The sequence below is a fragment of the Nocardioides convexus genome, assembly GCF_011090295.1.
Genome location: NZ_JAAMYA010000001.1, coordinates 1,508,320 through 1,532,495 on the forward strand (window position 1 = coordinate 1,508,320; position 24,176 = coordinate 1,532,495).

A 24,176-nucleotide genomic window follows, 5' to 3' on the forward strand; every position below is an offset into this window, starting at 1 on the left:
GCCCTCGCTGGCCGAGACCGTGTCGGCGGTGATCTTCACCGTGGCCGCCTTGGCCGACTCCAGGCTCGGCGGCGGTGAGGACCTCCATCGAGGCGGTGGTCGGGTCGTCGCCCCCGCCGTCGGCCCGCCGGTCGCCGTTGTCGTCGCGCCCGATCAGGAAGGCCGCGCCGAGCACGCCGCCGATGAGCACCAGCGTCGCCAGCACCGCCCCGGCGATCACGAGCCGCTTGCGCAGCCGGCGGCGCCCGATCCGGCGCTCCTCCTCGGCCGCCGAGAGGATCGGCACGAGGGTCAGGCTCGGGCCCCGCGACCGGGTGCCCGAGGCGCAGCGAGATCCGCTCGTCGAAGTGCTGGGTGCCGACCTTGCGGCCGTCGAGGTAGGTGCCCTCGTTGGACAGGTTCGTCCAGGTCCACCCACCCGGGTGGGCGTCGACCCGGCCGTGCACCCGGGAGCAGGCGGGATCGGCGATCACCACCGTGCAGTCGCTACGACGCCCCACGGTGATCTGGGCCGGGTGGCGGAAGCGGTGCTCCCGGCCCTCCGCGACCAGCAGCAGGTCGGGCCCGGTGCGCGGAGGCGGCGGGCCGCCGAAACCGGGCGGGCCGGCCTGCGGAGCGGCCGCGAGGATCTGGGTGGCGTCGTTGCCGGCGATCGGCGGCGGCAGGCCGGGCGCACCCGCGGGTCGCGCGCCCGGGGCCGGCGGCGGCAGGCTGCGCGGGCGGGACGGCGGGCGGCGGGACGGGAGCCGGAGGCACCGGGGCGGGCGGCACCGGCGCGGAGACGGGAGCCGCGGTGGCGCTGGAGGACTGCGGGGCGTCGTACTGGTCCGCGGGGACGACGACCAGGCTCAGCGCCCGGCGCGGGCGGCCCGCAGCGGACCGCGGTCCGGCGGGTGATCGGCTGCTCGGAGATCTGCTGCCCGTCGGCGAAGGTGCCGAACTGGCTGCCCGCGTCGACCAGCACCCAGCCGTCTCCGGAGCGGCGGATCTCGGCGTGCTGGCGCGACACCGAGCCCGCCGTGAGCACGACGTCGGCCTCGATAGCGCGACCGATCCGGTACGACGACTTGCCGTCGAGCCGGAGCACGCGTCCGTCGACCTCGACCACCAGGGACATGGGCGTCATCCTTGCGGACCGGGTGCCGGGACGGACGGGCGCCGCACCTGCACGGTGGGATTTCGGATCTGGATCTTCGCACCCTCGACCAGGCTCGATCGTCCGGTCGGGCTGCAGCAGGAAGCTCTGGCCGCCCGGGTAGGCGACCGGCCAGGAGAAGTCCGAGGCGTTGTGGAGACCCCACCGGTCCTTGGCCTCGGGGTGCTGGCGCACCCGCGCGAGCACGGTCGGCTGGTCGATGCCGGAGGTGAGGTGGTCGGAGCGGATGGTCGACTGCGGGCCGACGGCGATGGTGCGCCGCCCCAGGTCCAGCAGGTACGGCGGACGGAACTCCGTGCCGTCCTGCCAGCAGGTCACCGACTCCGCGCCCGGGGCCCAGAAGTTCGTCGTGCCGCACGCCGGGCAGGCGAGCATGCCGTCCCGCAACCGGTCCAGGGCCTTGATCCACTGCCCCTCGGTGACCCGCGCGCCCGGCTGGTCGAGGCCCTCGACGAAGGCCTGGACGAAGAGGTCGCGCACGAACTGCGGGTAGATCTTCCAGTACTGCTGCACGATCTGCGCCGGACGGTTGTCCGAGCGCGTCGGGTGCATGCAGAACAGCGGGTCCGTGCCGAAGTGCGTCATCAGCCACTGCGCGTCGCGCATCCCGGAGTCGGTGCGAGCGCCCTCCAGCGGGTGGCCGAGGAAGAGCGCGTAGAACAGCAGCACCGCCAGCGAGTGACGGTCGGTGTCGGTGTTCGGCAGCGTGCGGTACGTCGTGTCGCGCACCACCTCCGGCGCCATGAAGTACGGCGTGCCGAGCACCCGGCCGGTGCCGTTGTCGATGCCGACGTTGTCGTTGTCGCAGATCAGCACGTTGCCGTTGCCGGGGTCGAAGAAGACGTTGCCGAAGGAGATGTCGCGGTAGCACAGACCGCGCGCGTGCAGGCGCAGGAAGCCTGTAGCTCAGCCTGACGGCACAGGCTCGATGATCGAGGCGAAGGAGACGTCGAGCGGGTTGCCGTCGCGATCGGCGTTGAGCAGCAGGAAGCTCAACCGAGGAAGCGCGGGTGGCGCAGGTGCATGACGTAGCCGAAGCTCGGCTCGGTCGCGACCCGCGCCATGCTGAGCGGCCACAGGAACCGCCCGTGCGGGGAGCCGATCTCGACGAGTCTGCTGCATCTCGTCGTACTGCTGGGCGGTGGCGCTCTCCGGCTTGTACCACTTCAGCGCCAGCGGCTCGCCGGAGTCGCGGCGCACCTCGAAGACGTAGCCCTGCCCGCCCTGGCCGAGCAGCGAGGTCACCCAGGCGCGCCCCAACGGGCCGAGGTCCACCTCGACGCCCTCTGCCAGCACCATGGGTGGCCCGACCTCCGTGATCCGTGGGTAAATCCGCTGCTCTGGACTGCGTGACAATGTATAGCCTCGGCAGAACACGGGAAGTTGAAACCCGACCCGCCCACGTTGGACCCAAGGAGCACCCGATGAGCGACCGACTCGGTGGGGCGCTGGCCCGCAAGCCACTGCACTTCATCTTCGTCCTCGACGTCTCGGGCTCGATGCTGCGCGGCGGGCGCATCCAGGCGCTCAACAACGCGATCACCGAGGTGCTCCCCCACCTCAAGGACGAGGCCCGGGCCAACCCGCACGCCGAGTCTGCTGGTGCGGGTGCTGGCCTTCGCCAACGAACCGCAGTGGGTCATCGAGCAACCGACCCCGGTGGACCAGGTGCACTGGACCCGGCTGGAGGCCGTGCCGCGCGGGTTCACCGAGCCTGGGCAGTGCGCTGCAGACCCTCGCCGGCGCCCTCGACGAGCCTCGACGAGTCGCACAGCGCCTTCCCGCCCGCGATCATCCTGGTCTCCGACGGGCGGCCCACGCAGAGCAGCGGGGTCACCTTCGCCGAAGGCCTGCAGGCACTGCTCAACAACCGCTGGGGCGCCACCGCGGTCCGGCTGGCGCTCGGCGTGGGCCGCGACGCCGACATGCACTCGATGCGCCGCTTCATCGGCGACGAGGACGTGCCGCTGCTGCGCGCCGACAATCCCGAGCAGACTCGTCGAGTACATCGTCTGGGCCTCCAAGGCCGCCAGCAAGGTCGCCTCGCGCCCGGTCGTCGGCCCCGGCACCGGTGTCGGCGCCGCGCCCCCGAGCCCGGTCGGCGACCCGATCTGGAGCACCCTCGGATGACCGTGCGCTGGACGACGCTGTCCGGCTCCTCGATCGGCTCCGTGCACGTGCGCGACGAGTCTGCCGCTGCAGGACGCGGTGCTCACCTGGAGCGATCCCGAGCGGGGGTACGCCGTCGCCGCGGTCGCCGACGGGCACGGGCACCGCGCGCACTTCCGCAGCGACACCGGTGCGGCGATGGCCGTGGTCAGTGCCGTCGAGGAGCCTGCGCCGGATCCTGCCCGCAGCGGCCGAGGCGGGCCCGGACCAGGACGCGGTGCGGGGTCTCCTCCGGGGCGCCGCGGCCGGACTGGTCGAGACCTGGACCGCGAAGGTGCGCCACCACGCCGAGGCGCACCCGTTCACCGCGCCCGAGCTCACGCTGAGCGCGGCCCGGGACCCGCTGCGGCCCTACGGCAGCACGATCCTGGCCGCCGCGGCCCTGCCCGGGCTGGTGCTCCTGCTGCAGATCGGCGACGGCGACACGGTCCTGGTCTCCTCGGCGGGCGAGGCCGCCCGCCCGCTGCCGGAGGACGGGGACCTCGACGGCGTGCACACCAGGCTCGCTGTGCCAGCCGCGGCCGCTGGAGGCCCTGCGGATCGCCGTCCTCGACGTGGCGGAGCGGGACGTGGCGCTGGTCTACCTCACCACCGACGGCTTCGGGAAGCCTCGGGTCGATGCGTCCGGGTGGTGGCGCGAGACCGGTGAGCAGACTGCTGGGCTTCTGCCGCACCCACGGGCTGAGCCTGGGTCCGCGACCAGGCTGCCCGACTGGCTCGCCGAGCCCGCGAAGGTCGGCGGCGACGACACCACGATGGCGCTGCTGGTGCGCTCCGACGTGGCCGGGATCGCGCGACCCGACCTCGCCGACACCGTGCCGGTGCCCGACTGACCTGACAGGTCAGTCGTCCTCGCCGGGCCACCACTTCTCGAGCTTCGCCAGGTCGCCCTGGAAGGCTCCACGCGACGCCGTAGCAGTTGCAGTCGGCCTTGTCCCAGTCCCAGTAGAGCGTGGCCGTCTTGCCGCTGCTGTCGAGGTAGGCGTAGTAGGCGCCCTCGGCCTTGCCCGTGCCGAAGCGCCAGGTCCCCTTGCCCTTGCGCTTGCCGGCCTTGTCGAACTGGCTCTTGTAGTAAGCCCGGTCGTCGAGCATCCCCTTGCGGTCCTGGTAGCGCCCGACGTTGACGACGATGCCGGACTCCCCCGCCTCGCACTTGCTCTCCTCGGTCTCACCGGCGAAGAAGGTGCGCTGGCGGGTGCAGCCGGACAGACTCCAGGTTGAGGTCGACGAACTCGCGCAGCACCGGGTCGGCCGGCGCGGTCGGGACGGCGACCCGCGGCGAGGTCGCCGTGTAGAGCCTCGGTCAGCGAGGCGATCTCCGCGGTGCCGCCGCCGGTGAGCGTCGCCGACTGCCGGGCGCTCGTGCTGTCCCAGTAGACGACCGCCGGGTCGGAGGTGCCGCCCCGCTCGGGGTCGTACTCGTAGAGGGCGGTCGTGCCGGTGTCCGCGGTCAGCGTGCCGGCGCGGTAGTCCAGGCGCGCGGTGCGGGCTGCCTTCGCGGCGTCCTCGTCGGCGTAGGTCACCAGCCGCAGGGTGCCGGCGTTGACCGTGCAGTCCACGACCTCGCTCTGGCCGCTGGTGGGCGCGCCGGCCTTGCACTCGGTGGCGCCCTTGCTGATCGAGGAGGCGAGCGCGTCGTACCGGCGGTCGAGGGCGGCGGGGCTGACGTCGACCTCCGTGGAGCCGCTCGACCCGGGGTACTTCGGCGTGGGATCGTCGCCGCCGTTCGCGAGCACGATGGCGGTCACGCCGCCACCGACCACCACGACCCCGGCGACCGCCGCGGCGACCGCGACCAGTCCGCTCCGGCGCTTGCGCGGTGGCGTGGTCGGGCTCGGCATCGCGCTGACGAAGTGGGGGTGTGGTGCCCCGGCCGGCGGGGGGCTCGTCACCGGCGGGGGCGGCGGGCTGACGACGGGCGGGCGCGGAGCGCCGGCCGGCGGCGGCAGGTACGACGGCGGGCGCTGCGAGCGGTAGCGGAGCACGATCGCGGCGGGGACCCGGCCCACGGCGTACCCAAGAACGGCGGCCGCCCAGGCTCGACGACAACGGGTCGCCCCCGCGGTCGCGCGCGAGGCGGGCACCGGCCTCCTCGACCGCGCGTCCGGCGTCGGCACCGCTGTCGATCATCGCCTTCAACGGGGTGAGCACGTCGAAGCGGACCGCGTCGGTCAGCAGGTTGATGTCACCGGTGCTCGCCTGGTCCTCCTCGAGCACGTCGTCGAGGACGCCACGGAAGCCCATGCTGTCGGCCAGCATCGACTCGCCGTGGCGCGTGACGACGTCGCGGAGGGCATCGTGGAGCTCCATGCGGGCCAGCATCGCACGGGCTGCTACGCGAGCAGCCCACGCACCACCCGCAATCCCACGGACACCTTGGCGATGTCGGTCGGCTCGTCGGTGCACACCGCGGTGAGTGCGCTGACGGCCTTCTCGACGCCACCGACGCTCTCCTCCCAGGCGGCCACCCGGCGTGCGGCGACCTCCTGCGGGTCGTCGCCGTCGGCCACCGCGAGGTCCGCCGTCGCCTCCAGCACCTCCCCGGTCAGCTGCGCGTGCACCGCGTGCAGGTCGTCGCGCAGGGCTGCCCGGGCCATCGTCTGCCACTGGTCCGCCCGCGGCAGGTCGACGATCCGCTGCTGCAGGGCCGAGACGCCCAGGCGCTCGCCGAGCGCGAAGTGCACGCGGGCGACCTCGGCCGGCTCCAGGCCCGCGGCGTCGGCGATCTCGACCACGTTGAGCAGCGTGTAGGCGACGTCGAAGGACGCCACCCGCGAGGCCAGGTCCTCCGGCACGTCCTGGCCGACGAGCATCTTCTTGCGGGCCTCGTACGACGCCAGACTCGGTGCCGGTCAACAGACTCGGGGAGCCTGCAGCATCGTGTCCTGGACGGGCGCGGCGAAGAACTCCACGTTGCCCTGGCTGTCCAGCGGGGGGGCGGCGGTTGGTGACCAGCCAGCGCGAGGCCCGCTCCACCAGGGTGCGCATCTCCACGCGCATCCGGGTCTGCAGCGCGGCGTCGAGCACGTTGTCGTACTCCTCCAGGCTCGCGGCGCAACTCCAGGGAGTCGAAGATCTCCCGCGCCACGAAGTTCGCCCTGGTCAGGCTCGGCGGGGCTCGCGCCGGTCTCCCCCACAGTCGCGGCCAGTACGTCATCCCCGCACCGTTGACCAGGTCGTTGACGACCTGGGTCACGATGATCTCCCGGCGCAGCGGGTGGTCGTCGACCTGGTCCATGAACCCGGCCTGGACCGGCGCCGGGAAGTAGGACTGCAGGTCGATCGAGAGGTACGGGTCCTCGGGCAGGTCGGAGGCCAGCAGGCTCCTCGGCGAGCACGATCTTCGTGTAGGCCATCAGCACCGCCAGACTCGGGCTGGCTGAGCACCCCACCCGCCTCGATCCGGCGCTTCACCTCGCGCGTCGGCGGCAGCGCCTCCAGGCTCGCGGTCGAGCAGCCCCTCGGACTCCAGGTGCGCCATCCACTGCTCGTGCACGTGCAGCAGGGAGGGCGCGTTCTTCGCGGCGTTCGCGAGGGCGAGGTTCTGCTCGTAGTTGTCGCGCAGCACCGACTCGGCGACCTCGTCGGTCATCGACGCCAGCAGACTCGTTGCGCTGCTTGCCGGTGAGGTCGCCGTCGGCCACGACGCGATCGAGCAGGATCTTGAGGTTCACCTCGTGGTCGGAGGTGTCCACACCGGCGGAGTTGTCGATGAAGTCGGTGTTGATCCGGCCGCCGTCGACGGCGTACTCGATCCGGCCGCGCTGGGTGAACCCGAGGTTGCCGCCCTCGCCCACGCAGCGCACCCGCAGGTCGCCGCCGTCGACGCGGATCGCGTCGTTGGACTTGTCACCGGCCTCGGCGTGGGTCTCGGAGGCGGCCTTGACGTAGGTGCCGATACCGCCGTTCCACAGCAGGTCGACCGGCGCCAGCAGGATCGCCCGCATCAGGCTCGGCCGGCGTGATCCGCTCGACCGCGCCCGCGATCCCCAGCGCCGAGCGGACCTCCGCGCTGATCGGGATCGACTTCGCGCTGCGGGGGTAGACCCCGCCGCCCTTGGAGATCAGGGACTTGTCGTAGTCCTGCCGGACTCGAGCGCGGCAGGTCGAAGAGCCGCTTCCGCTCGGCGTACGACGTCGCGGCGTCGGGGTCCGGGTCGAGGAAGATGTCGCGGTGGTCGAAGGCCGCCACCAGCCGGATGTGCTCCGAGCAGAGCATCCCGTTGCCGAACACGTCTCCGGACATGTCGCCGATGCCGACGACGGTGATGTCCTCGTTCTGGCAGTCGACGCCCATCTCGCGGAAGTGGCGTCGTACCGACACCCAGGCGCCCTTGGCCGTGATGCCCATCGCCTTGTGGTCGTAGCCCACCGACCCGCCGCTGGCGAAGGCGTCGCCCAACCAGAAGCCGTAGTCGGCCGCCACCCCGTTGGCGATGTCGGAGAAGGTCGCGGTGCCCTTGTCGGCGGCCACCACCAGGTAGGAGTCGTCCGCGTCGTGCCGCACGACCGACGGCGGCGGCACCGTCTCCCCGCCCACCAGGTTGTCGGTGACGTCGAGCAGGCCGCGGATGAACGTCTTGTAGCAGGCCACGCCCTCGGCCAGCCAGGCCTCGCGGTCGCTGCTGTCGGGCAGTCTGCTTGGCGTAGAAGCCGCCCTTCGCACCGACCGGCACGATGACGGTGTTCTTCACCATCTGCGCCTTCACCAGACCCAGGATCTCGGTGCGGAAGTCGTCGCGCCGGTCCGACCAGCGCAGCCCGCCGCGAGCGACGGCGCCGAAGCGCAGGTGCACACCCTCGACCCGCGGGGAGTACACGAAGATCTCGAACTTCGGCCGTGGCTCCGGCAGGTCCGGGATCGCCGAGGGCTCCAGGCTTCAGCGAGAGGTACTGCTTCGGCGCACCGTCGTCGTCCTGGAAGTAGTTGGTGCGCAGCGTGGCCTGGACGTGGGTGAGGTAGGAGCGCAGGATCCGGTCGTGGTCGAGGCTGACCACATCGTCCAGCGCGGTGCGGATCTTGGTGACCAACCCGGCCTCGCGCTCCTCGCGGCCCTGCCCGGCACCCGGGTCGAAGCGGGTCTCGAAGAGCAGCACGATCAGCCGCGCGAGACTCGGCGTTGTCGAGCAGGGCCTGCTCGATGGAGTCGAGCGCGAACGGGCTGTTGCCCTGGCGCATGTACTTCGCGTACGCCCGCAGCACCATCGCCTGGCGCCAGGTCAGCCTGGGCGCGCAGCACCAGTCGGTTGAAGCCGTCGGTCTCGGTGTAGCCGTCCCACATCGCCCGCAGCGCGTCCGCGAACAGACTCGCGCGCGTGGTCGGGCAGGGCCTCGCCGTAGCGCAGGCCGAAGTCGTAGACGTGGGTACGGCGCTCCAGGCCCGTCAGCGCGTAGGGCCGCTCGTCGACGACCTCCACGCCCATCGAGGACAGCATCGGCAGGACCCGGCTCAACGAGAGCGGCTCGCCCACCCGGAACACCTTGAGCCGGGCCTCGCCGTCGGCGGCGTCCAGGTCGGCGTACAGCGACTGGTCCGTGCCGGACTCGCCCTCGATCGCCTCCACCCGGCCGAGGTCCACCGCCGCGGTGCGGGGGCTGAAGTCCTCCTTGTAGGCCTCGGGGAAGGCGTCGGCGTAGCGGCGGCCGAGCAGGGCGCCGGCCTCCTCGCCGTACTCGGCGATGACGGCCCTGGAGGAAGTCCTCGTGCCACGAGCGCGACGACTCGACCAGGCGCCGCTCCAGGTCCGCGGTGTCGATGTCCTCGGGGATCAGGCTCGCCCTTGGGCATGTGCACCACGAAGTGCACCCGGGCGGTGGTGGACTCGTTGATGCTGACGTTGAACTCGACGTCGTCCGGACGGATCCGGCCGCGGCCGATCTGCTCGGCCAGGATCTGCACGAACCGCTGGCGGACCCCGGTGTTGTAGCGGTCGCGCGGCAGGTAGACGAGCACCGAGAGATAGCGCGCGTAGGTGTCGCGGCGGATGAACAGCCGCACCGCACGGCGCTCCCGGGCCTGCATGGCGGCCTCGACGATCGGGGCCAGGCTCGTCGACCGGGGTGTGGAAGAGCTCGTCGCGCGGATAGGTCTCCAACGTGTCGAGGAGCGCGGCCCCGTCGTGGCTGCGGGCGTCGTAGCCGCTGCGGCGCAGGACCTCCTCGACCTTCTCCCGCAGCAGCGGGATGTGCAGCAGCGACTCGGTGTAGGCCGCGCTGGACAGGAGGCCGAGGAAGCGGCGCTCGCCGACGACCTCGCCAGACTCGTCGAAGGTCTTGACGCTGACATAGTCGAGGTAGGCCGGACGGTGCACCGTCGAGCGGGAGTTCGCCTTCGCCAGCACCAGCAGGGTCTTCTCGCGCGCCTTCGCCTTCACCGCGTCGGGCAGCCGGCTGAAGGCCACCGAGGACTCGCCGCTGCTCGGCCCTTCGCGCAGGATGCCCAGCCCGGTGCCGGCGACCGGGCGCAGCACGTCCTCGGCCTCCTGCGAGCCCGGCAGGGCGACCTTGTCGAGGACGTACTCGCGGTAGCCCAGGAAGGTGAAGTGCTCGTCGGCCAGCCACTCCAGCAGGCTCGCGGGCGCGTCGTACCTCGTCGGTGTCGAGGGGCGGCGGGCTCGTCGCCAGGCCCGCGACGATGTCGGTCACCTGCTCGTGCATGCCGGACCAGTCGTCGACCGCGGCCCGCACGTCGGCCAGCACCCGCCGGCACGCCGCCGCGACCTGCTCGGGGTGGTCGTCCCCGTCGCCGCCCAGGCGGCCCACCTCGACGTGCATCCAGGACTCGCGGACCGCGCCCTCGGGAGCGGTGACCGAGCCGGAGACGACGGGCTCGGCCGACTGCAGGCGCCCGGCCACGTCGCGTCGTACGTCGAACGTCGGGTGCACCACCGTGCGCACGTCGTGCACCAGGCGGGCCAGGAGCATCGTCAGGGAGTCGACGAGGAAGGGCATGTCGTCGACGACGACCTCGACCACCGAGTGCCCGGCCGCCGACCAGCCGTGCTCGGCCACCGTCGGGGTGAACACCCGCACCTTCGCCTGCCCCGGCTCGCGATCCTGGGCCAGGTGGTGGTGGGAGGCGTAGGCGCCGTAGACGTCGACGTCGCTGCGCGCGGCCAGGCTCCTCGGTCGCGACGTGCCGGTAGTAGGCCTGCAGCATCTCCGGGAGCGCATCGCGTGGCGGTCCGCCCGTCCCCTTCGGAGGACCGGCCGCGGCGGCGGCCTGCGCGAAGATACGGTCACGGTCGGCCCCCGAGGCCGAGGGCAGCAGCGTCGTCATTGACACCCCCTCAACGTAGGGCGAACGCGTGACGCGGACAACATGACGCAGTTACCGGCCGGTCACCTCCGTGCGGGCTGCCGGTGCGCCATGATGGCGCCCATGAGGTTCCGACGTGAGACTCGCCTACGAGGCGGGTCCCGGCGAGGTGTTCGCGATGCTCGCGGACCCCGCGTTCCGGGAGAAGGTCGCCGCGGAGCAGGGCGTGGTCTCGATCGAGGTGAGCATCACCCCCTCCGGGGCGGGGTTCACCCTGGTCAGCGACCAGGTCCAGGACACCGCGGGGCTGCCGGCGATCGCCAAGAAGATCGCGGGCGAGACCACGCGCGCCGTCGTACGGGAGCAGTGGCCGGATGCCGCTGGGACCGCGACGATCGAGATCACCGCGCCGGGCAAGCCCACCAGGGCCACCGGCACCGTGCGGCTGGTCCCGGCAGGTGCGGGTACGACCTACGTCCAGGAGACTCGACGTGAGCGTCAAGGTCCCGCTGATCGGCGGGAAGCTCGAGGCGCTCATGGCCGACAACATCGATGCAGGCCTGTCCGTGGAGCACTCCGTGGGCACGGCCTGGCTGAGGGGAGATCGCTGACATGGCAACACGTCTCGTCCACGAGATGACGTACGACGCAACGTTGATCGAGGTGGCAGCCATGCTGTCCGACCCGGAGTTCCGGCAGGAGGTCTGCCGCAACCAGCGGGCCACCTCGTACGCAGCGGAGATCGAGGGAAACGTCGACGCCAAGGCCGTGCGGATCGAGATGACCCAGCCGACCGACAAGGTGCCGTCCTTCGCGAAGAAGATCGTGGGCGACTCCACGACCATCGTGCAGACCGAGACCTGGTCCAGCCCCTCGCACGCCGAGGTCCGGGTCACCATCCCCGGCAAGCCCGGCGAGATGGCCGGTACTGCGGTGCTCGTCGAGAAGGACGGCGTCACGACCGAGACCGTCACCCTCGACATCACCGTCAAGATCCCGCTCGTCGCGGGCAAGATCGAGCAGGCTGATCGCCAAGTCTGCTCGGCAGTGCGCTGCGGGCCGAGGAGCGCACCGGCAAGGCCTGGCTGGCGCGCTAGTCGCGCGCTGAGCACTCAGTCCTCGTCGAGGTCCGGTTCCGCACGGAGCCGGGCCTCTTCCTCTTTCCGCTCCTCCCGCTCCTCCCGCTCCTCCTCCCGCTCCTCGGCGAGCTCGGAGCGGCGGCGGATGGCGATCACGATCCCGAGCACGACGAACGGCCCGAAGGCCAGGACGATGGTGGCGACCTGCTCGACCGGATGCAGAGCGCCCATGTGGAGCGGGATCACGGCCCCATCCTCCCACCCGCACGACGCTGCGCCGCCGGCAGTCTCGGATCCGAGCCCCGTGCCTCGCGGGCTTGCCTCGGCCCTTGTCATTCGAACATGTGTTCGAGTAACGTGCGGGCATGAGCTCTTCCAACGCACTCGCCGAGGCCTCCGCCGTGGCCGAGCGCGTCGCGCACCTGGCCGCGACCGACTGGTCCACGGTAGCCGGACCGGACGCGGTCGAGGCGGCGATGGCGATCGCCAGCGCCCGCAGCCTCCTCGACGCCGCGCTGCTGGGAGCGACGACGCAGGCTCGAGGCCACCGGTGCCGCCATGGACCTCGGCTGGGCCTCGACCAAGGATTTCCTCACCCACCTCACCGGCGGGCACCAGGGCACCGGCGGCGGCCTGGTCCGCGCCGCCGCGCGACTGCAGGAGCCTCCCGGCCGTGCGCGAGGCCCTCGAGACCGGCCGGGTCACCCTTCCCCAGGCCCGGGTCATCGCCGGCCAGGTCCAGACCCTCCCCCGCCATCCCGAGGCTCCGCGCCGCCGTCGCCGACCGGATGCTCGCGCTGGTCGAGGAGCACGGCCACAACGCCACCGCCCTGCAGACCGCCTTCGCCGACGTCGTGCGAGAGGTCGACCCCGACGGGCTGGCCGTGGCCGCCGACCTGCTGCGCGACAAGGCGGAGCGGGGCGCGCACCACGCGCGCTACCTGTCCTTCGCCGAGGACGGCCTGGGTGGCGTGCGGGTGCGTGGCTACGGCACCGTCGAGGACGCCGAGCGGATCAAGAGCGTGCTCCTGCCGTTGGCTGCGCCCCAGGTCACCGAGCCCGGGTCCTGCGGCGGTGCCTCGGGTCGCGACCAGCCGATGTTCGACGCCGAGGGCCGGGCCACCACCATCCCCTGCCCGACAAGCTGGCTGCCCGCACGACGGCCGAGACCCGCGCCAGCCGGACGCCCGGCTCTGGGACGCGCTCGTCGACGCCTGCGACCAGGCTCCGCGCCACCGACACCCTGCCGCGCGACCACGGGTCGCTGCCGCGGGTCGTGGTGACGATCGACCACGCCAGCCTCAGCCAGGGCGTCATCGACCAGGGCCGGTCTCAGGAGGGCCGGACAGGCGCCGATGCCCGGCTGTCGGCGCAGTCCGTACGCCGCTTGGCCTGCGACGCCGAGATCCTCCCGGCCGTCCTCGGCAGCGAGAGCCAGGTCCTCGACGTCGGCCGCGCACAGCGCCTGGTCACCCCCGCGATCTGGTCGGCCCTGCTCGTGCGCGACCGGCACTGCGCCTTCCCGGGTGCACCCGGCTGCCTCTCGCCTGCGACGCGCACCACGTCGTCCACTGGGCCGACGGCGGCGCGACCAGCCTCGACAACCTGGTGCTGCTCTGCCGGCACCATCACACCCTGACCCACCGCACGCCGTGGAAGTCTGCACATCGACGGCGAGACCGGCCGGCCGGTGTGGACTCCACCGCCGAGACTGACCCTCTCCCATGCCGAGGGCCGGATCACCTACGTCCCGGCCCGCTCCCCCGACCCGCGCGGCGCACCGCCGCCGCTCGTCGCCTGAGCGACGGCTCCGCTCCGGTCAGCCTGGTCCGGTCAGGCTGGTCCTGCCGCCGGGCTTGGGCTTGGGCTTGGTTGCGCGGCGCCCTCGCGGAGCCTGCTCCCGCGTCGCCGAGGAGAGGTCCAGGAGCCTCGTCGAGTGCTTCGCGGACGCAGACGCCGAGGAGCTCGGCGTCCGGGATCCAGTCGCGGTCCGCGGTGATCCCGTAGAACACGCCGCCGTCGTAGGACGTCACGCTGATCGCCAGCGGGTGGCCGGGCGTGAGCGGCGGCACCGGGTAGGCTGGCCAGCATCCGCGCGCCCGCCGCGTAGAGCGGCGCCTGCGGGCCAGGCACGTTGGTCACCGAGAGCCTGGTAGCCGCGCCGCAGGCTCTGCGGCCGCGACCCGCGAGCCGATCGCGTGGAAGGTCGTTGGCGCGAACCCGGCGATGCCGGCAAGCCGGTTCGCGGCGACGCTGCGACCGGTGTCCTTGTGCGCCTGGAAGGAGTACGACACCTGGTGCAGGCGCACCACCGGGCTGGGCTCGCCGACCGGCAGGTCCACGAAGTGGGCGGCGATCTGGCTGCCCAGCGAGGTCGCCTCGAGCTCCTCGTCGATGACCGAGACCGGGACGACCGCACGAACCTGCCGCATCCCGCCGAGCGACTCCGCACGAGTCATCAGCCAACCGCGCAGCGCACCGGTCACGGTCGCCAGAATCACGTCGTTGACCGTCCCACCGTGCGCCTGCCGCACCGCGCGGTAGTCCGACAGCCGGGTCTCCACGGTGACCACCCGGCGCTGTTGCGAGAGCGGACCGGTGATCGCCCCGCGCCGGCTCTTCGGCCGCCGCCCTGTCGCCGCGGCGACGAAGGAGCGCGCCCGCTCGCTGCGCCGGTCCGTCGTTCGGGCCACGGCACGCGACCCGGTCCGCACCGTGTCGAGCAGCACGCCGGGGTCGGTGAGGCTCTCCCGCACCGCGCCGCCGAGCAGCCGCGCCGGGTTCGGCGAGCGACGAGGCGCCCAGTCGTCGGGATCGAGCTCGCGCGCCTCCGGTTGGAGGTCGAGGAGCAGGCGCCCGAGGTCGACGGTGTGCACTCCGTCGACGAGCGCCTGGTGGGTCTTGGAGAGCAGTGCGACCCGCCCGCCCTCGAGTCCCTCGACGTAGTAGATCTCCCACAGCGGCCGGGTCCGGTCCAGCGGGCGCGACACGATCCGCGACACGAGCTCGAGGAGCCTGGGCCGACGTACCGGGACGGGGCAGGGCGGAGCGTCGCACGTGGAAGCCGAGGTCGAAGTTCTCGTCGTCGACCCACACCGGGTTGGCGAGATGTCCGGGCACGGACTGCAGCCGCTGGCGGTACCGCGGGACGAAGGCGATCCGGTCGCGGATCAACGCGATCAGTCGCGCGTGGTCGAAGGCGCCCTCGCCCTCGCCGGGGTCGAAGATCTCGATCGTGGCGTTGTGCAGGGGCGTCTCCGGCGTCTCCTCAGCGAGGAACGTCAGGTCGCGCGGCCGCACCCGATCCACCACGTCATGCTCCAGACTCTGCAGGACCCCCCGGCGAACGACGTCCGGCCCCATTCCGGACGCCCTGGGGTCACCGTGAGATTCTGGCAGAGAACCGGGAGCCGGGCCTGCACGGTCCACTGCATGTCGGCTCCCCGACGAGGAGGATCCATGCAACGCCTGCGCGCTGTCGGCGCCGTGCTCACCGGTGTCGCACTGCTCGCGTCCGTCACCGCCTGCGGTGGCGACGACAAGGCGAGCTCCGACAAGCCGGTCGTCGTGAACATCACCGTCAAGGACGGCAAGGTCGACCCGAGCGGTGACCGTGTCGACGTCGGCACCGGTCAGCCGATCGACCTCAAGGTCACCGCCGACAAGCCCGGCGAGCCTGCACGTCCACTCGGAGCCGGAGCAACAGACCGAGTACGGCGTCGGCGAGACGACTCTGAAGATCGAGATCGACCGGCCCGGCGTCGTCGCCGTCGAGTCGCACGAGCCTGGACCAGATCGTCGTCCAGACTCGAAGTCAGGTGAACGGCGTCGTCGAGGCCCACGGCATCGGTGGCCAGGCGGATCTCCCGATCTCCCTGGAGCCTGGCCGTCTCGGGCGCGGTGGCCGCGCTCGTGGTCTCGTTCACCGTCCTCGTCGTCGCCTGGAGGCGCCCCCGGTACGACGGGGGCCAGCACCCCGGCCGCGTCGCCTCGTCCTTCCTGGACCGGGTCACCGGCTCCCCCGCCTTCGCGATCGCGCTCCGCGTGGTCGGCATGGTCCTCGCCCTCTACACGATCTTCTGCGCCGTCGCCGGGCAGAACGTCCTGACGAACCCGTTCTTCGGGATCTTCTACGTGTGGTGGTGGGTCGGCCTCGTCTTCGCCTCGGCGCTGCTGGGTCCGGTCTGGAAGGCCATCAGCCCGGTCCGCACGCTGAACGCGGGCATCGCGAAGGCTCGCCGGCAGCGACCCCGACAAGGGGGTCGTGCCCTACCCGGAGCGGCTCGGCTACTGGCCGGCGGCGCTCGGCCTCTACGCGTTCGTGTGGTTGGAGCTCGCCTACAAGTACCCCACCGAGTCGGGCTCGGTCCGCTTCTGGTGTGCGGTGTACGTCGGCGTGATGCTCGTCGGGGGCGCGGTCTTCGGCAACCGCTTCTACGAGCGGGCCGACCCGTTCGAGGTGTACTCGTCGCTGATCGCGAAGGCTCTCCCCGTGGGCCCGCCACGAGGGCCGTCTGGTGGTGCGCAGCCCGCTGGCGAACCTGTCGACGATCGAGCCGACCCCCGGCCTGGTCGGTGTCGTCGGCGTGCTCTTCGGGAGCACCGCCTTCGACTCGTTCCGCGAGTCCTCGCCCTGGGTGAAGTTCTTCCAGAACTCCAGCATCGACAAGGTCTACCTCGACAACGTCGCGTTGCTGGTCTTCGTGTGCACGGCGGGGCTGCTGTTCAGCCTCGGCAGCGCCCTGACGCCGGCCGTCGACGGCATGTCCCGGCGTCAGGCTGCCACGTCAGTACGCCCACTCGATCGTGCCGATCATCCTCGGCTACATCGTCGCGCACTACCTCACGCTGTTCGTCGATGTCGGCACGCAGACGCTCGCGCGCGCGAGCGACCCGCTGGGCAAGGGCTGGGACATCCTCGGTACGGCGGGCGTGGAGCCGTCGTACTGGTTCTCCTACCACCCGACGGTGCTCGCCACCATCAAGGTGCTCGCAGTGGTGATCGGCCACGTCGTGGCAGCCGTCGCGGCGCACGACCGCGCGCTGACCCTGCTGCCGAAGAAGGACCAGATCACCGGTCGGCTCCCGCTGCTGGTGGTCATGGTGGCGTTCACGGCGGGCGGCCTGATGCTGCTGTTCAGCGCCTGACCATCGCGTCGAGCAGGGCACCGACGGCGCGGGTGAGCGCGCCGTCACCGGACTCCAGGAGCAGGCGGCCGGCGACCAGCGCCCGGTCGACGGCCGCCTGGTCGTCGGGCAGGAAGTGCACACCGCGGCTCGCACCGAACTCGGCGAGCATGGCGGCGACGTCTCCCTCCCGCCAGCCGAGGCTGGAGCGCATCCGGTTGACGACGACCCGCATCGGCGGGTCCGGCCGGAGGCTCGTGCAGGCTCGCTGACCGCCCGGGCCAGCCGGGCCAGCCCGACCGGGTCCGCGGCGCCGACGAGCAGCACCTCGTCGGCGATCTCCAGGGCTTCGCGAGTCAGGTCGCTGCGCGAGGGCCGGCCCAGGTCGGCGGCCGGGTCCTGCTCGAGGGAGAAGCCGGTGTCGAGGACCACCTGACCCTCGAGGCGAGCGTGCTCGACGAGCGCGGTCAGCGCGCCGGCGCGGATCTCGGACCACCGGTCCGGCCGTGGGAGCCCGGTGAGCACCCGCAGTCGCTCGGAGAGCCGGCGCTGTGCTCCCGGGAACCGCTCGGCAACCGTCCCGGCCGCCACGAACCGGGCCGCGGTTAGCAGCCCGGATGCCTCGTCGAGGATGCCGAGTTCGCTGGGCCACCGAGCCACCGTGCGGGTCGGCGTCGACGAGCAGCGTGTCGAGACCGCGCCGGGCCAGGCTCCCCGGCGAGGGCGGTCGCGAGGGTGGTCCGCCCCGGCCCGCCGCCGGGACCCCAGATCGTGATGACGCGGCCGGGCTGGCCACGGGCGGCGACCGGTGCCGGGGCCATCGGGAGGGTCGGCACGGTGTCCTCCGACGGCGGCGCCGCCACCACGGTCGCGACCAGGCTCCTCGACCCGCGTCGCGTCGAGCACGGTGGCGATGCCGATCTGCTCCGCACGTGGCTGGGCGCGCTCGATCTCGGTCGCGACGGCGACCACCCGCATGCCCCACCGGGTGACGTCGTCGAGCACGTTCCGGTCCAGTCCCGGTAGGTCCGCCCCGACCACGGCCACCTCGGCCTGACCGCGGCTGGCCGTGGCGAGCAGGTCGTCGACATCGACGCACCGCTTGAGCACGACGGTACGACGGTCCTGCTGCAGCAGGCTCGAGCGCCCGCGCCTCCCAGGCGGCTCCGGTCGACACGAGGACGACGACGGTCGGGGTCATGAGCGCTGGAGGATCCGGATGACCGGGTCGTCGAGCTTTGCCGAGCGCCCGCTCGAACGCCGCGGCCCGCTCGTCGTCGACCGCGACCACGACCTGCCGGGTGCCGGAGAGCGCGAGCCCGTCGTCGTACGACGGCGCGGCGACGACCGTCACGCCGCTGAGCGCCGGGCGGTCCGAGCCGGTCACCCACACGTCGACGACGGAACCGGTCCCCACGTCGGGAGGCACCCGCTGCGGGTCGACCGCGAGCGGCACCTCCAGGCTCCGGTACGTCGCCCGCGGCGCCCACCGCCGAGCGGGCCAGCAGGCTCGCCGGCCCCCACCGCCCGGGTGAGCACGAGGTCGTCGGGCACCGGCTGGTCGGCTGGGAAGTAGTGCGCGAGCGCGGCACCGTCGGAGAAGCGCACCCGCTGCACCGCCAGGTCGCCGGCCGCGACCGGCGTGCCGCTCCCCCGGTCCGCTGCCATCCCCCACACCGTCACCGTGTCGTCGGCGGCCGCCAGCAGGCGGGCACCGAGGACGACCGAACCGGCGATCAGCAGCACGCCGAGCCACAACCGCGGGTCACGCCAGCCTCGCCGAGCCGCGCGGAGCGCGGGCGGTGGGGCGGGCGTGACCGGGGAAATCCCGAGATCCCTGGACACGTGCACATCATGCAGGCTCGGTGGGTGCCTCCGCCACCGTCCTCCACAGGCGCGCGCGGCGGACTCGGCAACGGCGCTACCGGATGCGACGATGGGCCCATGCCGGAGACCTCGAGGTTCCTCACCCTCGCCGACGTCGCCGAGGTGCTCAACACCTCGAGCGCGCAGGTCTACGCGCTCGTGCGCCGCGGCGAGCTTCCCGCGATCAAGATCGGCGGTCGCGGGCAGTGGCGGGTGGAGCGATCACGCCTCGAGGACTACATCGCCGAGCAGTACCGCCATGCCGAGCAGTACGTCGCCGAGCACCCCTTCGTCGAGTCCGAGGACCGCTGAGCGGGCTCAGCCGTCCTCGCCGTCGAGGGTGACCTTGATCTTCTGCGAGCCCGAGCCGCGCTCGACGGTGAACTCGATCGTCTGCCCCGGCTGGTAGGTCCGGATCGCGACGATGAGCGCGATCCCGTCGGTGACCCGCTGGTCGTTGACGCGGGTGATCAGGTCGCCCTTCTTCAACCCCGCCTTCTGGGCCGGGCTCTTGGCGATGATCTCGTCGAGGGTGGCACCGTCGCCGGTCGGGATGCCGCCGGTCTTCACCTTGGCCCCGATCACCGGGTACTGCGCCTTGCCGGTCTTGAGGATCTGGTCCGCGGTGACCCGCACCTGCTCGACCGGGATCGCGAAGCCGACGCCGATGTTGCCGGCCTCCTTGTCGGTGGAGCCGCCGCCCGCGGTGGCGATCGCGGAGTTCACCCCGATCACCTCACCGCGCTGGTTGACCAGCGGACCACCGGAGTTGCCGGGGTTGATCGCGGCGTCGGTCTGCACCGCGTCGATGTACGACGACTCGTCGGCCGACGACCCGGTCGTCACCGGACGGTGCAGGTAGACTCACGATGCCCGAGGTCACCGTGTCGGGCAGGCTCAGCGGGGAGCCGATCGCGACCACGGGCTCGCCGACCTGGAGCGTCGCGGACCGTCCGAGCCTTCGCCGGGGTCGACCTTGTCGTGCTTCTTGACGTAGAGGATCGCCAGGTCGTAGACCGGTCTGCGGCCGACCACCTCGGCGTCGTAGCGGTTGCGGTCGTGGTCGATGACGACGATCGGGCCGTTGTCCTTGGCGGCCTCGGCGACGACGTGGTTGTTGGTGACGATGTGCCCGTCGCCGTCCATCACCCAGCCGGAGCCGGTCGCGCCGGCCTCCTGACCGTCGTACTCGGCGAGGATCTGGACGGTGCTGGGCAGCAGCGCCTTCGCGACGGCGGCGACCGAGCCGGGCGCGGCCAGCGGAGCCTGGTCCTTCAGGTCGACGCCGGAGAGCCCGGTGTCGGTGTACCCCGGCCCCTGCGGGTCGTCGTTGAGCGAGCCTTGTCGTAGCCCAGCGCGCCGAGGAGCCCGCCGCCGAGGCCGACGACGAGCGCGACCAGCGCGACCAGCGGCCAGCGCCACGCCGGCCCACGCCCGGCGCCGGTGGGCCGGCGCACGGACAGGTCCGCCGCGCTCGGCGGGGTGGCGGGCGGGGGCGGGAGCAGCGAGGGCGCCATCAGTGCCTCGGACGGGAGGACGGCGGTCGGCTCCGGCGCCGCGTCCGGTGCCGCGGCCCGCTCGGGCTCGCTCACCGGCAGTCGCTCGGCGCCCGGGCCGGGCGGAGCCCACTGCGAGGCCGGCTCCGGCGTGCGCGCCTGGGCGATCGGCTCGGTGGGTTCGCCGTCGTACTCGTCGTTCACCTGCACATCATTGCCGATCCACCCACACCGGGGGGTCTCAGGGCAGGACGCGGCCGATCGGGATCGGCCGTCCCAGGCGCGGGATCTCCGACGTCGAGGACGTCGGCGTCGGGGTTGGCGGCGCGGTCGGTACCGAGGAATTGATCTGGGTGACCGGGGGGCGCCGGTCGGCGGGCGGGGTGCTGCCCGAGGTGAACCCGAGCGCCACGACGCCGAGGATCGCCGCGCCGACGGCACCGCCGCCGATCATCACGGCGCCGGTACGACGCGGGGCCGTCCCGGCGCCGGAGCCGGCGAGCAGGGCCTCCCCCGGAGGCATCCCCGGCGGCAGGCTCATCAGCGATCCCTTGAGCCCGGACGGCGCCTCCCGGTCACCACCGCAAGAGGCGGCGAGCCGGGTCTTCACCCAGCCCTCGCGCTCGACGAGGTCACGGCAGGCGTGGCAGGAGTAGACGTGTGCCCACGCCTCCTCGGTCTCCTTGGCGGAGAGCCTGACCGTCGAGCAGTGCGCTGACCCGGTTGCCGAGGTGCCCGATCACGAGGTCCCTCCGGCCGCGACGGGCGCCGGGCCGGCGTACTGGGTGCGACCGCCGGCGGGGGCGCGGTGGGCCAGCGCGGTGCGCAGCAGCGCCCGGCCACGGTGGATCCGCGAGCGGACGGTGCCGAGCTTCGCGCCGAGGATCTCGGCGATCTCCTCGTAGCTGAGCCCCTCGATGTCGCACAGCACGACGGCGGCACGGAAGTCAGGGGGCAGCGCGGCGAGCGCCGCCTCGACGTCGTCGTCGAAGGTCTGGTCGGAGTACGCCGCCTCGGGCGCCGGCGAGGCGCTCGCGATCCGCGCGGCCCGCTCCTCGGAGAGCGCGTCGAAGCGGATCCGCTGCTTGCGACGGGCCTGGTCCAGGAAGAGGTTGGTGGTGATCCGGTGCAGCCAGCCCTCGAAGGTGCCGGGCGTGTAGGTGTGCAACGAGCGGAACACCCGGACGAAGACCTCCTGGGTGAGGTCCTCGGCGTCGTGGCGGTTGCCCGTCAGGCGCAGGGCGAGGCGGTAGACACGATCGGAGTGCTGCTCGACGATGCTCTCCCAGGCGAGGTCCTGAGGCTGGGGATCGACGGGCTCCCTCATCGTGGCCTTCTTCCGCTGGATCAGTGCCAAGGTCTCCTGGCTCCTCTCACGGTAGGGGTCCGTCCTGAACGTTCCCTGTGAAGAAGGTCAACGAACGGCATGGAGGCTCTGTTCCCGGCCTCCGACACCCCGGGCCGCCGACGGCCTAGGGTGTGGGTCGTGGCTCCGACACCGATCACCGCGACCAGCCTGGACCTTCGCCGACTCCTACGTCGGTGAGGACGACGTCCTGGCGGCGGCGCGAGCGCGCGCCGAGGAGGTCGGCGTCACGCCGATCGGCGCCGGCGCGGGCGCCGCGCTGCGCCTGCTCGCCGCGGTGCTCGAGGCGCGCGCGGTGGTGGAGATCGGCACCGGCACCGGCGTGTCCGGCGTGTGGCTGCTGCGCGGCATGCGCCCCGACGGCGTGCTGACGACCGTCGACGTGGAGGCCGAGCACCAGCGCCTGGCACGGGAGTCGTTCAAGGAGGCCGGCGTCACGCCGCAGCGGGTGCGCACCATCGCGGGCTCGGCGCTCGACGTGCTGCCCCGGCTGACCGACGGCCACTACGACATCGTCTTCGCCGACGGCGACAAGCGGGAGTACGGCGCGTACCTCGGCGAGGCGCTGCGCCTGCTCCGCCCTGGCGGCGTGGTGGTCTTCGACAACGCGCTGTGGCACGGCCGGGTGGCCGACCCCGCCCAGCGCGACGAGGAGACGGTCGCGATCCGCGACCTGGTCCAGCAGGTCGCCGAGACCGACGGCCTGGTCCCGGCCCTGCTGCCCGTCGGGGACGGCCTGCTGGTGGCGAAGAAGGTCTGGATCCCCGAGACCGGCGAGTGACCGGGCAGTGAGCGGCGAGTGATCGGCGAGTGATCGGCGCCTAGGCGCCGATCTCCGCGACCGGATCGGGCGAGCCGAGCCAGGTCAGCAGCAGCCGGGAGCCGAAGCCCGAGGGACCCACGGTCCACTCGTGCCACTCCTTCTCGGTGTCGCCGACCGAGGCGACGTCGAGGTGCGCCCACGGCACGTCACCCACGAAGTGCTGCAGGAACAGAGCCGCCGTGATCGCGCCGGCCCCGCCCGGGTCGTTGCTCGCGTCGGCGACCTTCGAGGCGAGCCTGTCCTCGTAACCGGCGTAGAGCGGGAAGCGCCACAGCGGCTCCCCAGCCCGCTCGCCCGCACCGGCCAGGGCGCCGGCGAGCGCGTCGTCGGTCGCGAAGAGCCCACCGACCTGCTGGCCCAGCGCGACCTTGACCGCCCCGGTGAGGGTGGCGATGTCGACGACGACGGCGGGGTCGAGCTTCTCGACGGCGTAGGCGAGCGCGTCGCCGAGGACGAGGCGGCCCTCGGCGTCGGTGTTGCCGACCTCGGTGGTGCGCCCGCCCCAGTGCGTGATGACGTCGCCGGGACGCAGCGCGGTGCCGGAGATGGCGTTCTCGGCGGCGGCGACCAGGCCGACGACCCGGACCGGGCAGTCGACGTCGGCGAGCGCGGCCATGGTCGCCAGCACCACGGCGCCGCCGGTCATGTCGCGCTTCATCGAGGCCATCGAGGCGCTCGGCTTGATCGAGAGGCCGCCGGTGTCGAAGGTGATGCCCTTGCCGACGAGCACGACCAGGGGCAGGCTTCTTCGCGGCCCGGGCGGACACACCGGCGGGGGTGTAGTCGAGCCGGATCAGCCGCGGCGGGGTCGCGGAGGCGGCGCCCACGGCGAGGATCCCGCCGAAGCCCTCCGCGGCGAGCCGCTCCTCGTCCCAGACGTCGATGCCGAGGCCGGAGGCTGCGGCGATGTCACGGGCCTGCTCGGCCAGCCAGGCGGGGTTCTTCAGGTTCGAGGGGACGGTGGCGAGCAGGCGCGAGCGCCAGCCGGCCCCGCCCAGCGCGACCGCGCGCTCGAGGACGGCCCGGTCGGCGGTGACGGTCGGGCCGGCGAGCACCACGCGTCGTACCGGCTGGTGCTCGGCGCCGGTGGAGCGCCAGTGGAAGACGAAGGCTGCCGAGCATGGCCCCGACGACGAAGGCCTCGACGGCCTCGTCCGCGTCGAGGTGGACGAGCGGGATCGAGGTGGCGACGGCGTCGCGGTCCCGGGTCGCGCGGGCCAGGGCGGCGCCTGCGCGGCGCAGGTCGATGGCGCGGGCCGCGCCCACCCCGACGAGCAGGACCAGTCGCAGGTCGGGATTGGCGGCCGTCCCCCCGGGCACGGGAACGACGCCGACCTCGGCCGTGGCACCGGTCAGGCCGTGCACCTCGGCGGCGCCGACCAGGTCGATGCCGAGCTCGTCGGCGAGCTCGGCCGCGCCGGGACCGAGCAGGACGGGCTCGCCGTCCTCACCGGGCAGCACCGGCAGCGCGACCACCTCGACGCCCTTGATGGCGCCGGGCAGCAGACTCGCTGAGCGCGAACCCGGGCGGGTCGACCTGCCCCGGCAGCACCGGGGCAGCGGGCTGAGCAGCGGGTGAGGTCACCCGACCACGTTCTTGAGCGCTTCGCCGAGCGCGGAAGCCTCCTCGGCATTGAGACTCGACCACGAGCCGGCCACCGCCCTCCAGCGGAACGCGCATCACGATGCCGCGTCCCTCCTTGGTGACCTCGAGCGGACCGTCGCCGGTCCGAGGCTTCATCGCCGCCATGCGGCACCCCTCTTCCACTACCTCAAGCGTGCTGGGGGGCCCTGTGCACCCCGCTGTGCGCGGACCATTATCGCCCATGCCGCAC

General features: G+C 72.7%; 30 protein-coding genes and 12 pseudogenes. 11 read left to right on the forward strand and 31 right to left on the reverse strand.

The window, feature by feature from the left end; all coding sequences use genetic code 11:
• Positions 1 to 35: 35 nt before the first annotated feature.
• Genes G5V59_RS11175 through G5V59_RS11185 form a run of 3 tightly spaced genes read right to left on the reverse strand, consistent with a single transcriptional unit; the run spans position 36 to position 2,455 of the window.
• Complete coding sequence (locus G5V59_RS11175; protein WP_278256482.1) at positions 36 to 473, reverse strand: FHA domain-containing protein; 438 nt, start codon at positions 471 to 473, stop codon at positions 36 to 38.
• Positions 470 to 2,050, reverse strand: coding sequence for an FHA domain-containing protein (locus G5V59_RS11180; RefSeq protein ID WP_341351186.1), 1,581 nt, complete (start codon positions 2,048 to 2,050; stop codon positions 470 to 472). Before G5V59_RS11180 ends, G5V59_RS11175 begins: the two co-directional genes overlap by 4 nt.
• Positions 2,051 to 2,062: 12 nt before the next feature.
• Positions 2,063 to 2,455, reverse strand: coding sequence for a hypothetical protein (locus G5V59_RS11185; protein WP_278256483.1), 393 nt, complete (start codon positions 2,453 to 2,455; stop codon positions 2,063 to 2,065).
• A 125-nt stretch (positions 2,456 to 2,580) separates the two neighbouring features.
• Between G5V59_RS11185 and G5V59_RS11190 the strand changes: the two genes are divergently transcribed.
• Positions 2,581 to 3,651: a hypothetical protein gene (locus G5V59_RS11190; protein ID WP_278256484.1), complete on the forward strand. Its 1,071-nt coding sequence runs from the start codon at positions 2,581 to 2,583 to the stop codon at positions 3,649 to 3,651.
• The gene (locus G5V59_RS11195; protein WP_278256485.1) at positions 3,600 to 3,974 is read left to right on the forward strand and encodes a protein phosphatase 2C domain-containing protein; all 375 of its coding nucleotides are present in this window, start codon (positions 3,600 to 3,602) and stop codon (positions 3,972 to 3,974) included. The genes G5V59_RS11190 and G5V59_RS11195 overlap by 52 nt, the downstream gene beginning before the upstream one ends.
• On the opposite strand, the gene G5V59_RS11200 is transcribed toward G5V59_RS11195, so the two are convergent.
• The 12 genes and pseudogenes from G5V59_RS11200 to G5V59_RS11260 all read right to left on the reverse strand — a co-directional run.
• Positions 3,911 to 5,635: a hypothetical protein gene (locus tag G5V59_RS11200; protein WP_278256486.1), complete on the reverse strand. Its 1,725-nt coding sequence runs from the start codon at positions 5,633 to 5,635 to the stop codon at positions 3,911 to 3,913. The genes G5V59_RS11195 and G5V59_RS11200 overlap by 64 nt on opposite strands.
• A 23-nt stretch (positions 5,636 to 5,658) precedes the next feature.
• Positions 5,659 to 6,138, reverse strand: a complete 480-nt coding sequence (locus G5V59_RS11205) for an NAD-glutamate dehydrogenase domain-containing protein (RefSeq protein ID WP_278256487.1) — start codon at positions 6,136 to 6,138, stop codon at positions 5,659 to 5,661.
• Between the two features lie 293 nt (positions 6,139 to 6,431).
• Positions 6,432 to 6,647, reverse strand: a pseudogene (locus G5V59_RS11210) (hypothetical protein); the annotation flags it as partial.
• 88 nt (positions 6,648 to 6,735) lie between these two features.
• Positions 6,736 to 7,272, reverse strand: a complete 537-nt coding sequence (locus G5V59_RS36465) for an NAD-glutamate dehydrogenase domain-containing protein (protein ID WP_341350916.1) — start codon at positions 7,270 to 7,272, stop codon at positions 6,736 to 6,738.
• A complete protein-coding gene (locus G5V59_RS11225) occupies positions 7,175 to 7,393 on the reverse strand; it encodes an NAD-glutamate dehydrogenase domain-containing protein (RefSeq protein WP_278259793.1) in 219 nt (72 codons plus the stop codon). The genes G5V59_RS36465 and G5V59_RS11225 overlap by 98 nt, the downstream gene beginning before the upstream one ends.
• Positions 7,394 to 7,475: 82 nt before the next feature.
• Positions 7,476 to 7,991: pseudogene (locus G5V59_RS11230) on the reverse strand (NAD-glutamate dehydrogenase domain-containing protein); the annotation flags it as partial.
• A 16-nt stretch (positions 7,992 to 8,007) separates the two neighbouring features.
• Positions 8,008 to 8,145 (reverse strand): annotated as a pseudogene (locus G5V59_RS11235) (NAD-glutamate dehydrogenase domain-containing protein); the annotation flags it as partial.
• Between the two features lie 118 nt (positions 8,146 to 8,263).
• Positions 8,264 to 8,422: pseudogene (locus G5V59_RS11240) on the reverse strand (hypothetical protein); the annotation flags it as partial.
• Positions 8,423 to 8,545: 123 nt separating this feature from the next.
• Positions 8,546 to 9,007, reverse strand: coding sequence for a hypothetical protein (locus G5V59_RS11245; protein WP_341351187.1), 462 nt, complete (start codon positions 9,005 to 9,007; stop codon positions 8,546 to 8,548).
• Between the two features lie 149 nt (positions 9,008 to 9,156).
• Positions 9,157 to 9,348, reverse strand: a pseudogene (locus tag G5V59_RS11250) (hypothetical protein); the annotation flags it as partial.
• An 85-nt stretch (positions 9,349 to 9,433) separates the two neighbouring features.
• A pseudogene (locus G5V59_RS11255) lies at positions 9,434 to 9,796 on the reverse strand (hypothetical protein); the annotation flags it as partial.
• A 340-nt stretch (positions 9,797 to 10,136) separates the two neighbouring features.
• Positions 10,137 to 10,499: pseudogene (locus G5V59_RS11260) on the reverse strand (hypothetical protein); the annotation flags it as partial.
• Positions 10,500 to 10,720: 221 nt separating this feature from the next.
• Between G5V59_RS11260 and G5V59_RS11265 the strand changes: the two are divergent.
• On the forward strand, positions 10,721 to 11,224 hold the full coding sequence (locus G5V59_RS11265; protein ID WP_278256489.1) for a DUF2505 domain-containing protein: 504 nt from the start codon (positions 10,721 to 10,723) through the stop codon (positions 11,222 to 11,224).
• Between the two features lie 472 nt (positions 11,225 to 11,696).
• Here the strand turns inward: G5V59_RS11265 and G5V59_RS11270 are convergent, their stop codons facing one another.
• Positions 11,697 to 11,909, reverse strand: a complete 213-nt coding sequence (locus tag G5V59_RS11270) for a hypothetical protein (protein WP_278260290.1) — start codon at positions 11,907 to 11,909, stop codon at positions 11,697 to 11,699.
• Positions 11,910 to 12,028: 119 nt separating this feature from the next.
• Between G5V59_RS11270 and G5V59_RS11275 the strand changes: the two genes are divergently transcribed.
• From G5V59_RS11275 to G5V59_RS36475, 3 genes are read left to right on the forward strand one after another with little or no spacing between them, the layout of a single operon-like run.
• Positions 12,029 to 12,946: a hypothetical protein gene (locus G5V59_RS11275; protein ID WP_341350917.1), complete on the forward strand. Its 918-nt coding sequence runs from the start codon at positions 12,029 to 12,031 to the stop codon at positions 12,944 to 12,946.
• Positions 12,943 to 13,302 (forward strand): DUF222 domain-containing protein, encoded by a 360-nt coding sequence (locus G5V59_RS36470; protein WP_341350918.1) that lies wholly within the window; start codon positions 12,943 to 12,945, stop codon positions 13,300 to 13,302. The genes G5V59_RS11275 and G5V59_RS36470 overlap by 4 nt, the downstream gene beginning before the upstream one ends.
• A complete protein-coding gene (locus tag G5V59_RS36475; RefSeq protein WP_341351188.1) occupies positions 13,200 to 13,670 on the forward strand; it encodes an HNH endonuclease signature motif containing protein in 471 nt (156 codons plus the stop codon). Before G5V59_RS36470 ends, G5V59_RS36475 begins: the two co-directional genes overlap by 103 nt.
• Here G5V59_RS36475 and G5V59_RS36480 read toward each other — a convergent pair.
• The 3 genes and pseudogenes from G5V59_RS36480 to G5V59_RS11295 all read right to left on the reverse strand — a co-directional run.
• Positions 13,652 to 13,735: pseudogene (locus G5V59_RS36480) on the reverse strand (hypothetical protein); the annotation flags it as partial. The gene G5V59_RS36475 and the pseudogene G5V59_RS36480 overlap by 19 nt on opposite strands.
• A gap of 66 nt (positions 13,736 to 13,801) precedes the next feature.
• A complete protein-coding gene (locus tag G5V59_RS11290) occupies positions 13,802 to 14,665 on the reverse strand; it encodes a wax ester/triacylglycerol synthase domain-containing protein (protein ID WP_278256491.1) in 864 nt (287 codons plus the stop codon).
• A gap of 73 nt (positions 14,666 to 14,738) precedes the next feature.
• Positions 14,739 to 15,026: pseudogene (locus G5V59_RS11295) on the reverse strand (wax ester/triacylglycerol synthase domain-containing protein); the annotation flags it as partial.
• 96 nt (positions 15,027 to 15,122) lie between these two features.
• On the opposite strand from G5V59_RS11295, the gene G5V59_RS11300 reads away from it, so the two are divergent.
• The 3 genes from G5V59_RS11300 (at position 15,123) to G5V59_RS11310 (ending at position 16,811) form a co-directional block, all read left to right on the forward strand.
• Positions 15,123 to 15,485 carry a hypothetical protein gene (locus G5V59_RS11300; RefSeq protein ID WP_278256492.1) on the forward strand — a complete coding sequence of 121 codons (363 nt, stop codon included), beginning with the start codon at positions 15,123 to 15,125 and terminating at the stop codon, positions 15,483 to 15,485.
• A 27-nt stretch (positions 15,486 to 15,512) separates the two neighbouring features.
• Complete coding sequence (locus tag G5V59_RS11305) at positions 15,513 to 16,304, forward strand: hypothetical protein (RefSeq protein WP_278256493.1); 792 nt, start codon at positions 15,513 to 15,515, stop codon at positions 16,302 to 16,304.
• A gap of 165 nt (positions 16,305 to 16,469) precedes the next feature.
• Positions 16,470 to 16,811, forward strand: a complete 342-nt coding sequence (locus tag G5V59_RS11310; RefSeq protein WP_278256494.1) for a hypothetical protein — start codon at positions 16,470 to 16,472, stop codon at positions 16,809 to 16,811.
• Here the strand turns inward: G5V59_RS11310 and G5V59_RS11315 are convergent.
• A complete protein-coding gene (locus tag G5V59_RS11315; RefSeq protein ID WP_278256495.1) occupies positions 16,801 to 18,177 on the reverse strand; it encodes a hypothetical protein in 1,377 nt (458 codons plus the stop codon). The two genes, G5V59_RS11310 and G5V59_RS11315, sit on opposite strands and share 11 nt — an antisense overlap.
• On the reverse strand, positions 18,174 to 18,635 hold the full coding sequence (locus tag G5V59_RS11320) for a hypothetical protein (protein ID WP_278256496.1): 462 nt from the start codon (positions 18,633 to 18,635) through the stop codon (positions 18,174 to 18,176). The genes G5V59_RS11315 and G5V59_RS11320 overlap by 4 nt, the downstream gene beginning before the upstream one ends.
• Positions 18,636 to 18,734: 99 nt before the next feature.
• Here G5V59_RS11320 and G5V59_RS11325 point away from each other — a divergent pair, with 99 nt between their 5' ends.
• Entirely contained in the window at positions 18,735 to 18,968 is a 234-nt protein-coding gene (locus G5V59_RS11325; RefSeq protein ID WP_278256497.1) for a helix-turn-helix domain-containing protein, read from the forward strand.
• 6 nt (positions 18,969 to 18,974) lie between these two features.
• On the opposite strand, the gene G5V59_RS11330 is transcribed toward G5V59_RS11325, so the two are convergent.
• From G5V59_RS11330 to sigE, 5 genes and pseudogenes are all read right to left on the reverse strand, one after another.
• On the reverse strand, positions 18,975 to 19,457 hold the full coding sequence (locus G5V59_RS11330) for a PDZ domain-containing protein (protein WP_278259795.1): 483 nt from the start codon (positions 19,455 to 19,457) through the stop codon (positions 18,975 to 18,977).
• A pseudogene (locus G5V59_RS11335) lies at positions 19,440 to 19,802 on the reverse strand (trypsin-like peptidase domain-containing protein); the annotation flags it as partial. The pseudogene G5V59_RS11335 and the gene G5V59_RS11330, both read right to left, overlap by 18 nt.
• Positions 19,803 to 19,930: 128 nt before the next feature.
• Positions 19,931 to 20,356, reverse strand: a complete 426-nt coding sequence (locus G5V59_RS11340) for a hypothetical protein (protein WP_278256498.1) — start codon at positions 20,354 to 20,356, stop codon at positions 19,931 to 19,933.
• Positions 20,357 to 20,393: 37 nt separating this feature from the next.
• Positions 20,394 to 20,762, reverse strand: a complete 369-nt coding sequence (locus G5V59_RS11345; RefSeq protein ID WP_278256499.1) for a hypothetical protein — start codon at positions 20,760 to 20,762, stop codon at positions 20,394 to 20,396.
• A gap of 129 nt (positions 20,763 to 20,891) precedes the next feature.
• Positions 20,892 to 21,500 (reverse strand): RNA polymerase sigma factor SigE, encoded by a 609-nt coding sequence (gene sigE, locus G5V59_RS11350; protein ID WP_278259796.1) that lies wholly within the window; start codon positions 21,498 to 21,500, stop codon positions 20,892 to 20,894.
• Between the two features lie 208 nt (positions 21,501 to 21,708).
• Between sigE and G5V59_RS11355 the strand changes: the two genes are divergently transcribed.
• Positions 21,709 to 22,299, forward strand: coding sequence for an O-methyltransferase (locus tag G5V59_RS11355; RefSeq protein ID WP_278259797.1), 591 nt, complete (start codon positions 21,709 to 21,711; stop codon positions 22,297 to 22,299).
• Between the two features lie 40 nt (positions 22,300 to 22,339).
• On the opposite strand, the gene G5V59_RS11360 is transcribed toward G5V59_RS11355, so the two are convergent.
• The 5 genes and pseudogenes from G5V59_RS11360 to G5V59_RS11380 form a co-directional block, all read right to left on the reverse strand.
• On the reverse strand, positions 22,340 to 23,110 hold the full coding sequence (locus G5V59_RS11360; protein WP_278256500.1) for a M17 family metallopeptidase: 771 nt from the start codon (positions 23,108 to 23,110) through the stop codon (positions 22,340 to 22,342).
• A gap of 58 nt (positions 23,111 to 23,168) precedes the next feature.
• Positions 23,169 to 23,312: pseudogene (locus tag G5V59_RS11365) on the reverse strand (hypothetical protein); the annotation flags it as partial.
• Positions 23,251 to 23,817 (reverse strand): M17 family peptidase N-terminal domain-containing protein, encoded by a 567-nt coding sequence (locus G5V59_RS11370; protein WP_278256501.1) that lies wholly within the window; start codon positions 23,815 to 23,817, stop codon positions 23,251 to 23,253. The gene G5V59_RS11370 and the pseudogene G5V59_RS11365, both read right to left, overlap by 62 nt.
• Positions 23,789 to 23,926 (reverse strand): hypothetical protein, encoded by a 138-nt coding sequence (locus G5V59_RS11375; RefSeq protein ID WP_278256502.1) that lies wholly within the window; start codon positions 23,924 to 23,926, stop codon positions 23,789 to 23,791. Before G5V59_RS11375 ends, G5V59_RS11370 begins: the two co-directional genes overlap by 29 nt.
• Positions 23,923 to 24,091 (reverse strand): annotated as a pseudogene (locus G5V59_RS11380) (DUF3117 domain-containing protein). The gene G5V59_RS11375 and the pseudogene G5V59_RS11380 overlap by 4 nt, the downstream one beginning before the upstream one ends.
• Positions 24,092 to 24,176 lie beyond the last annotated feature (85 nt).

Coding starts and splice junctions, on each gene's coding strand:
- G5V59_RS11185 (WP_278256483.1), bottom strand. CDS start 2,455: ATGGTGCTGGCAGAGGGCGTCGAGGTGGACCTCGGCCCGTTGGGGCGC.
- G5V59_RS11190 (WP_278256484.1), top strand. CDS start 2,581: ATGAGCGACCGACTCGGTGGGGCGCTGGCCCGCAAGCCACTGCACTTC.
- G5V59_RS11200 (WP_278256486.1), bottom strand. CDS start 5,635: ATGGAGCTCCACGATGCCCTCCGCGACGTCGTCACGCGCCACGGCGAG.
- G5V59_RS11205 (WP_278256487.1), bottom strand. CDS start 6,138: ATGCTCGTCGGCCAGGACGTGCCGGAGGACCTGGCCTCGCGGGTGGCG.
- G5V59_RS36465 (WP_341350916.1), bottom strand. CDS start 7,272: ATGCGGGCGATCCTGCTGGCGCCGGTCGACCTGCTGTGGAACGGCGGT.
- G5V59_RS11275 (WP_341350917.1), top strand. CDS start 12,029: ATGAGCTCTTCCAACGCACTCGCCGAGGCCTCCGCCGTGGCCGAGCGC.
- G5V59_RS11300 (WP_278256492.1), top strand. CDS start 15,123: ATGCAACGCCTGCGCGCTGTCGGCGCCGTGCTCACCGGTGTCGCACTG.
- G5V59_RS11325 (WP_278256497.1), top strand. CDS start 18,735: ATGCCGGAGACCTCGAGGTTCCTCACCCTCGCCGACGTCGCCGAGGTG.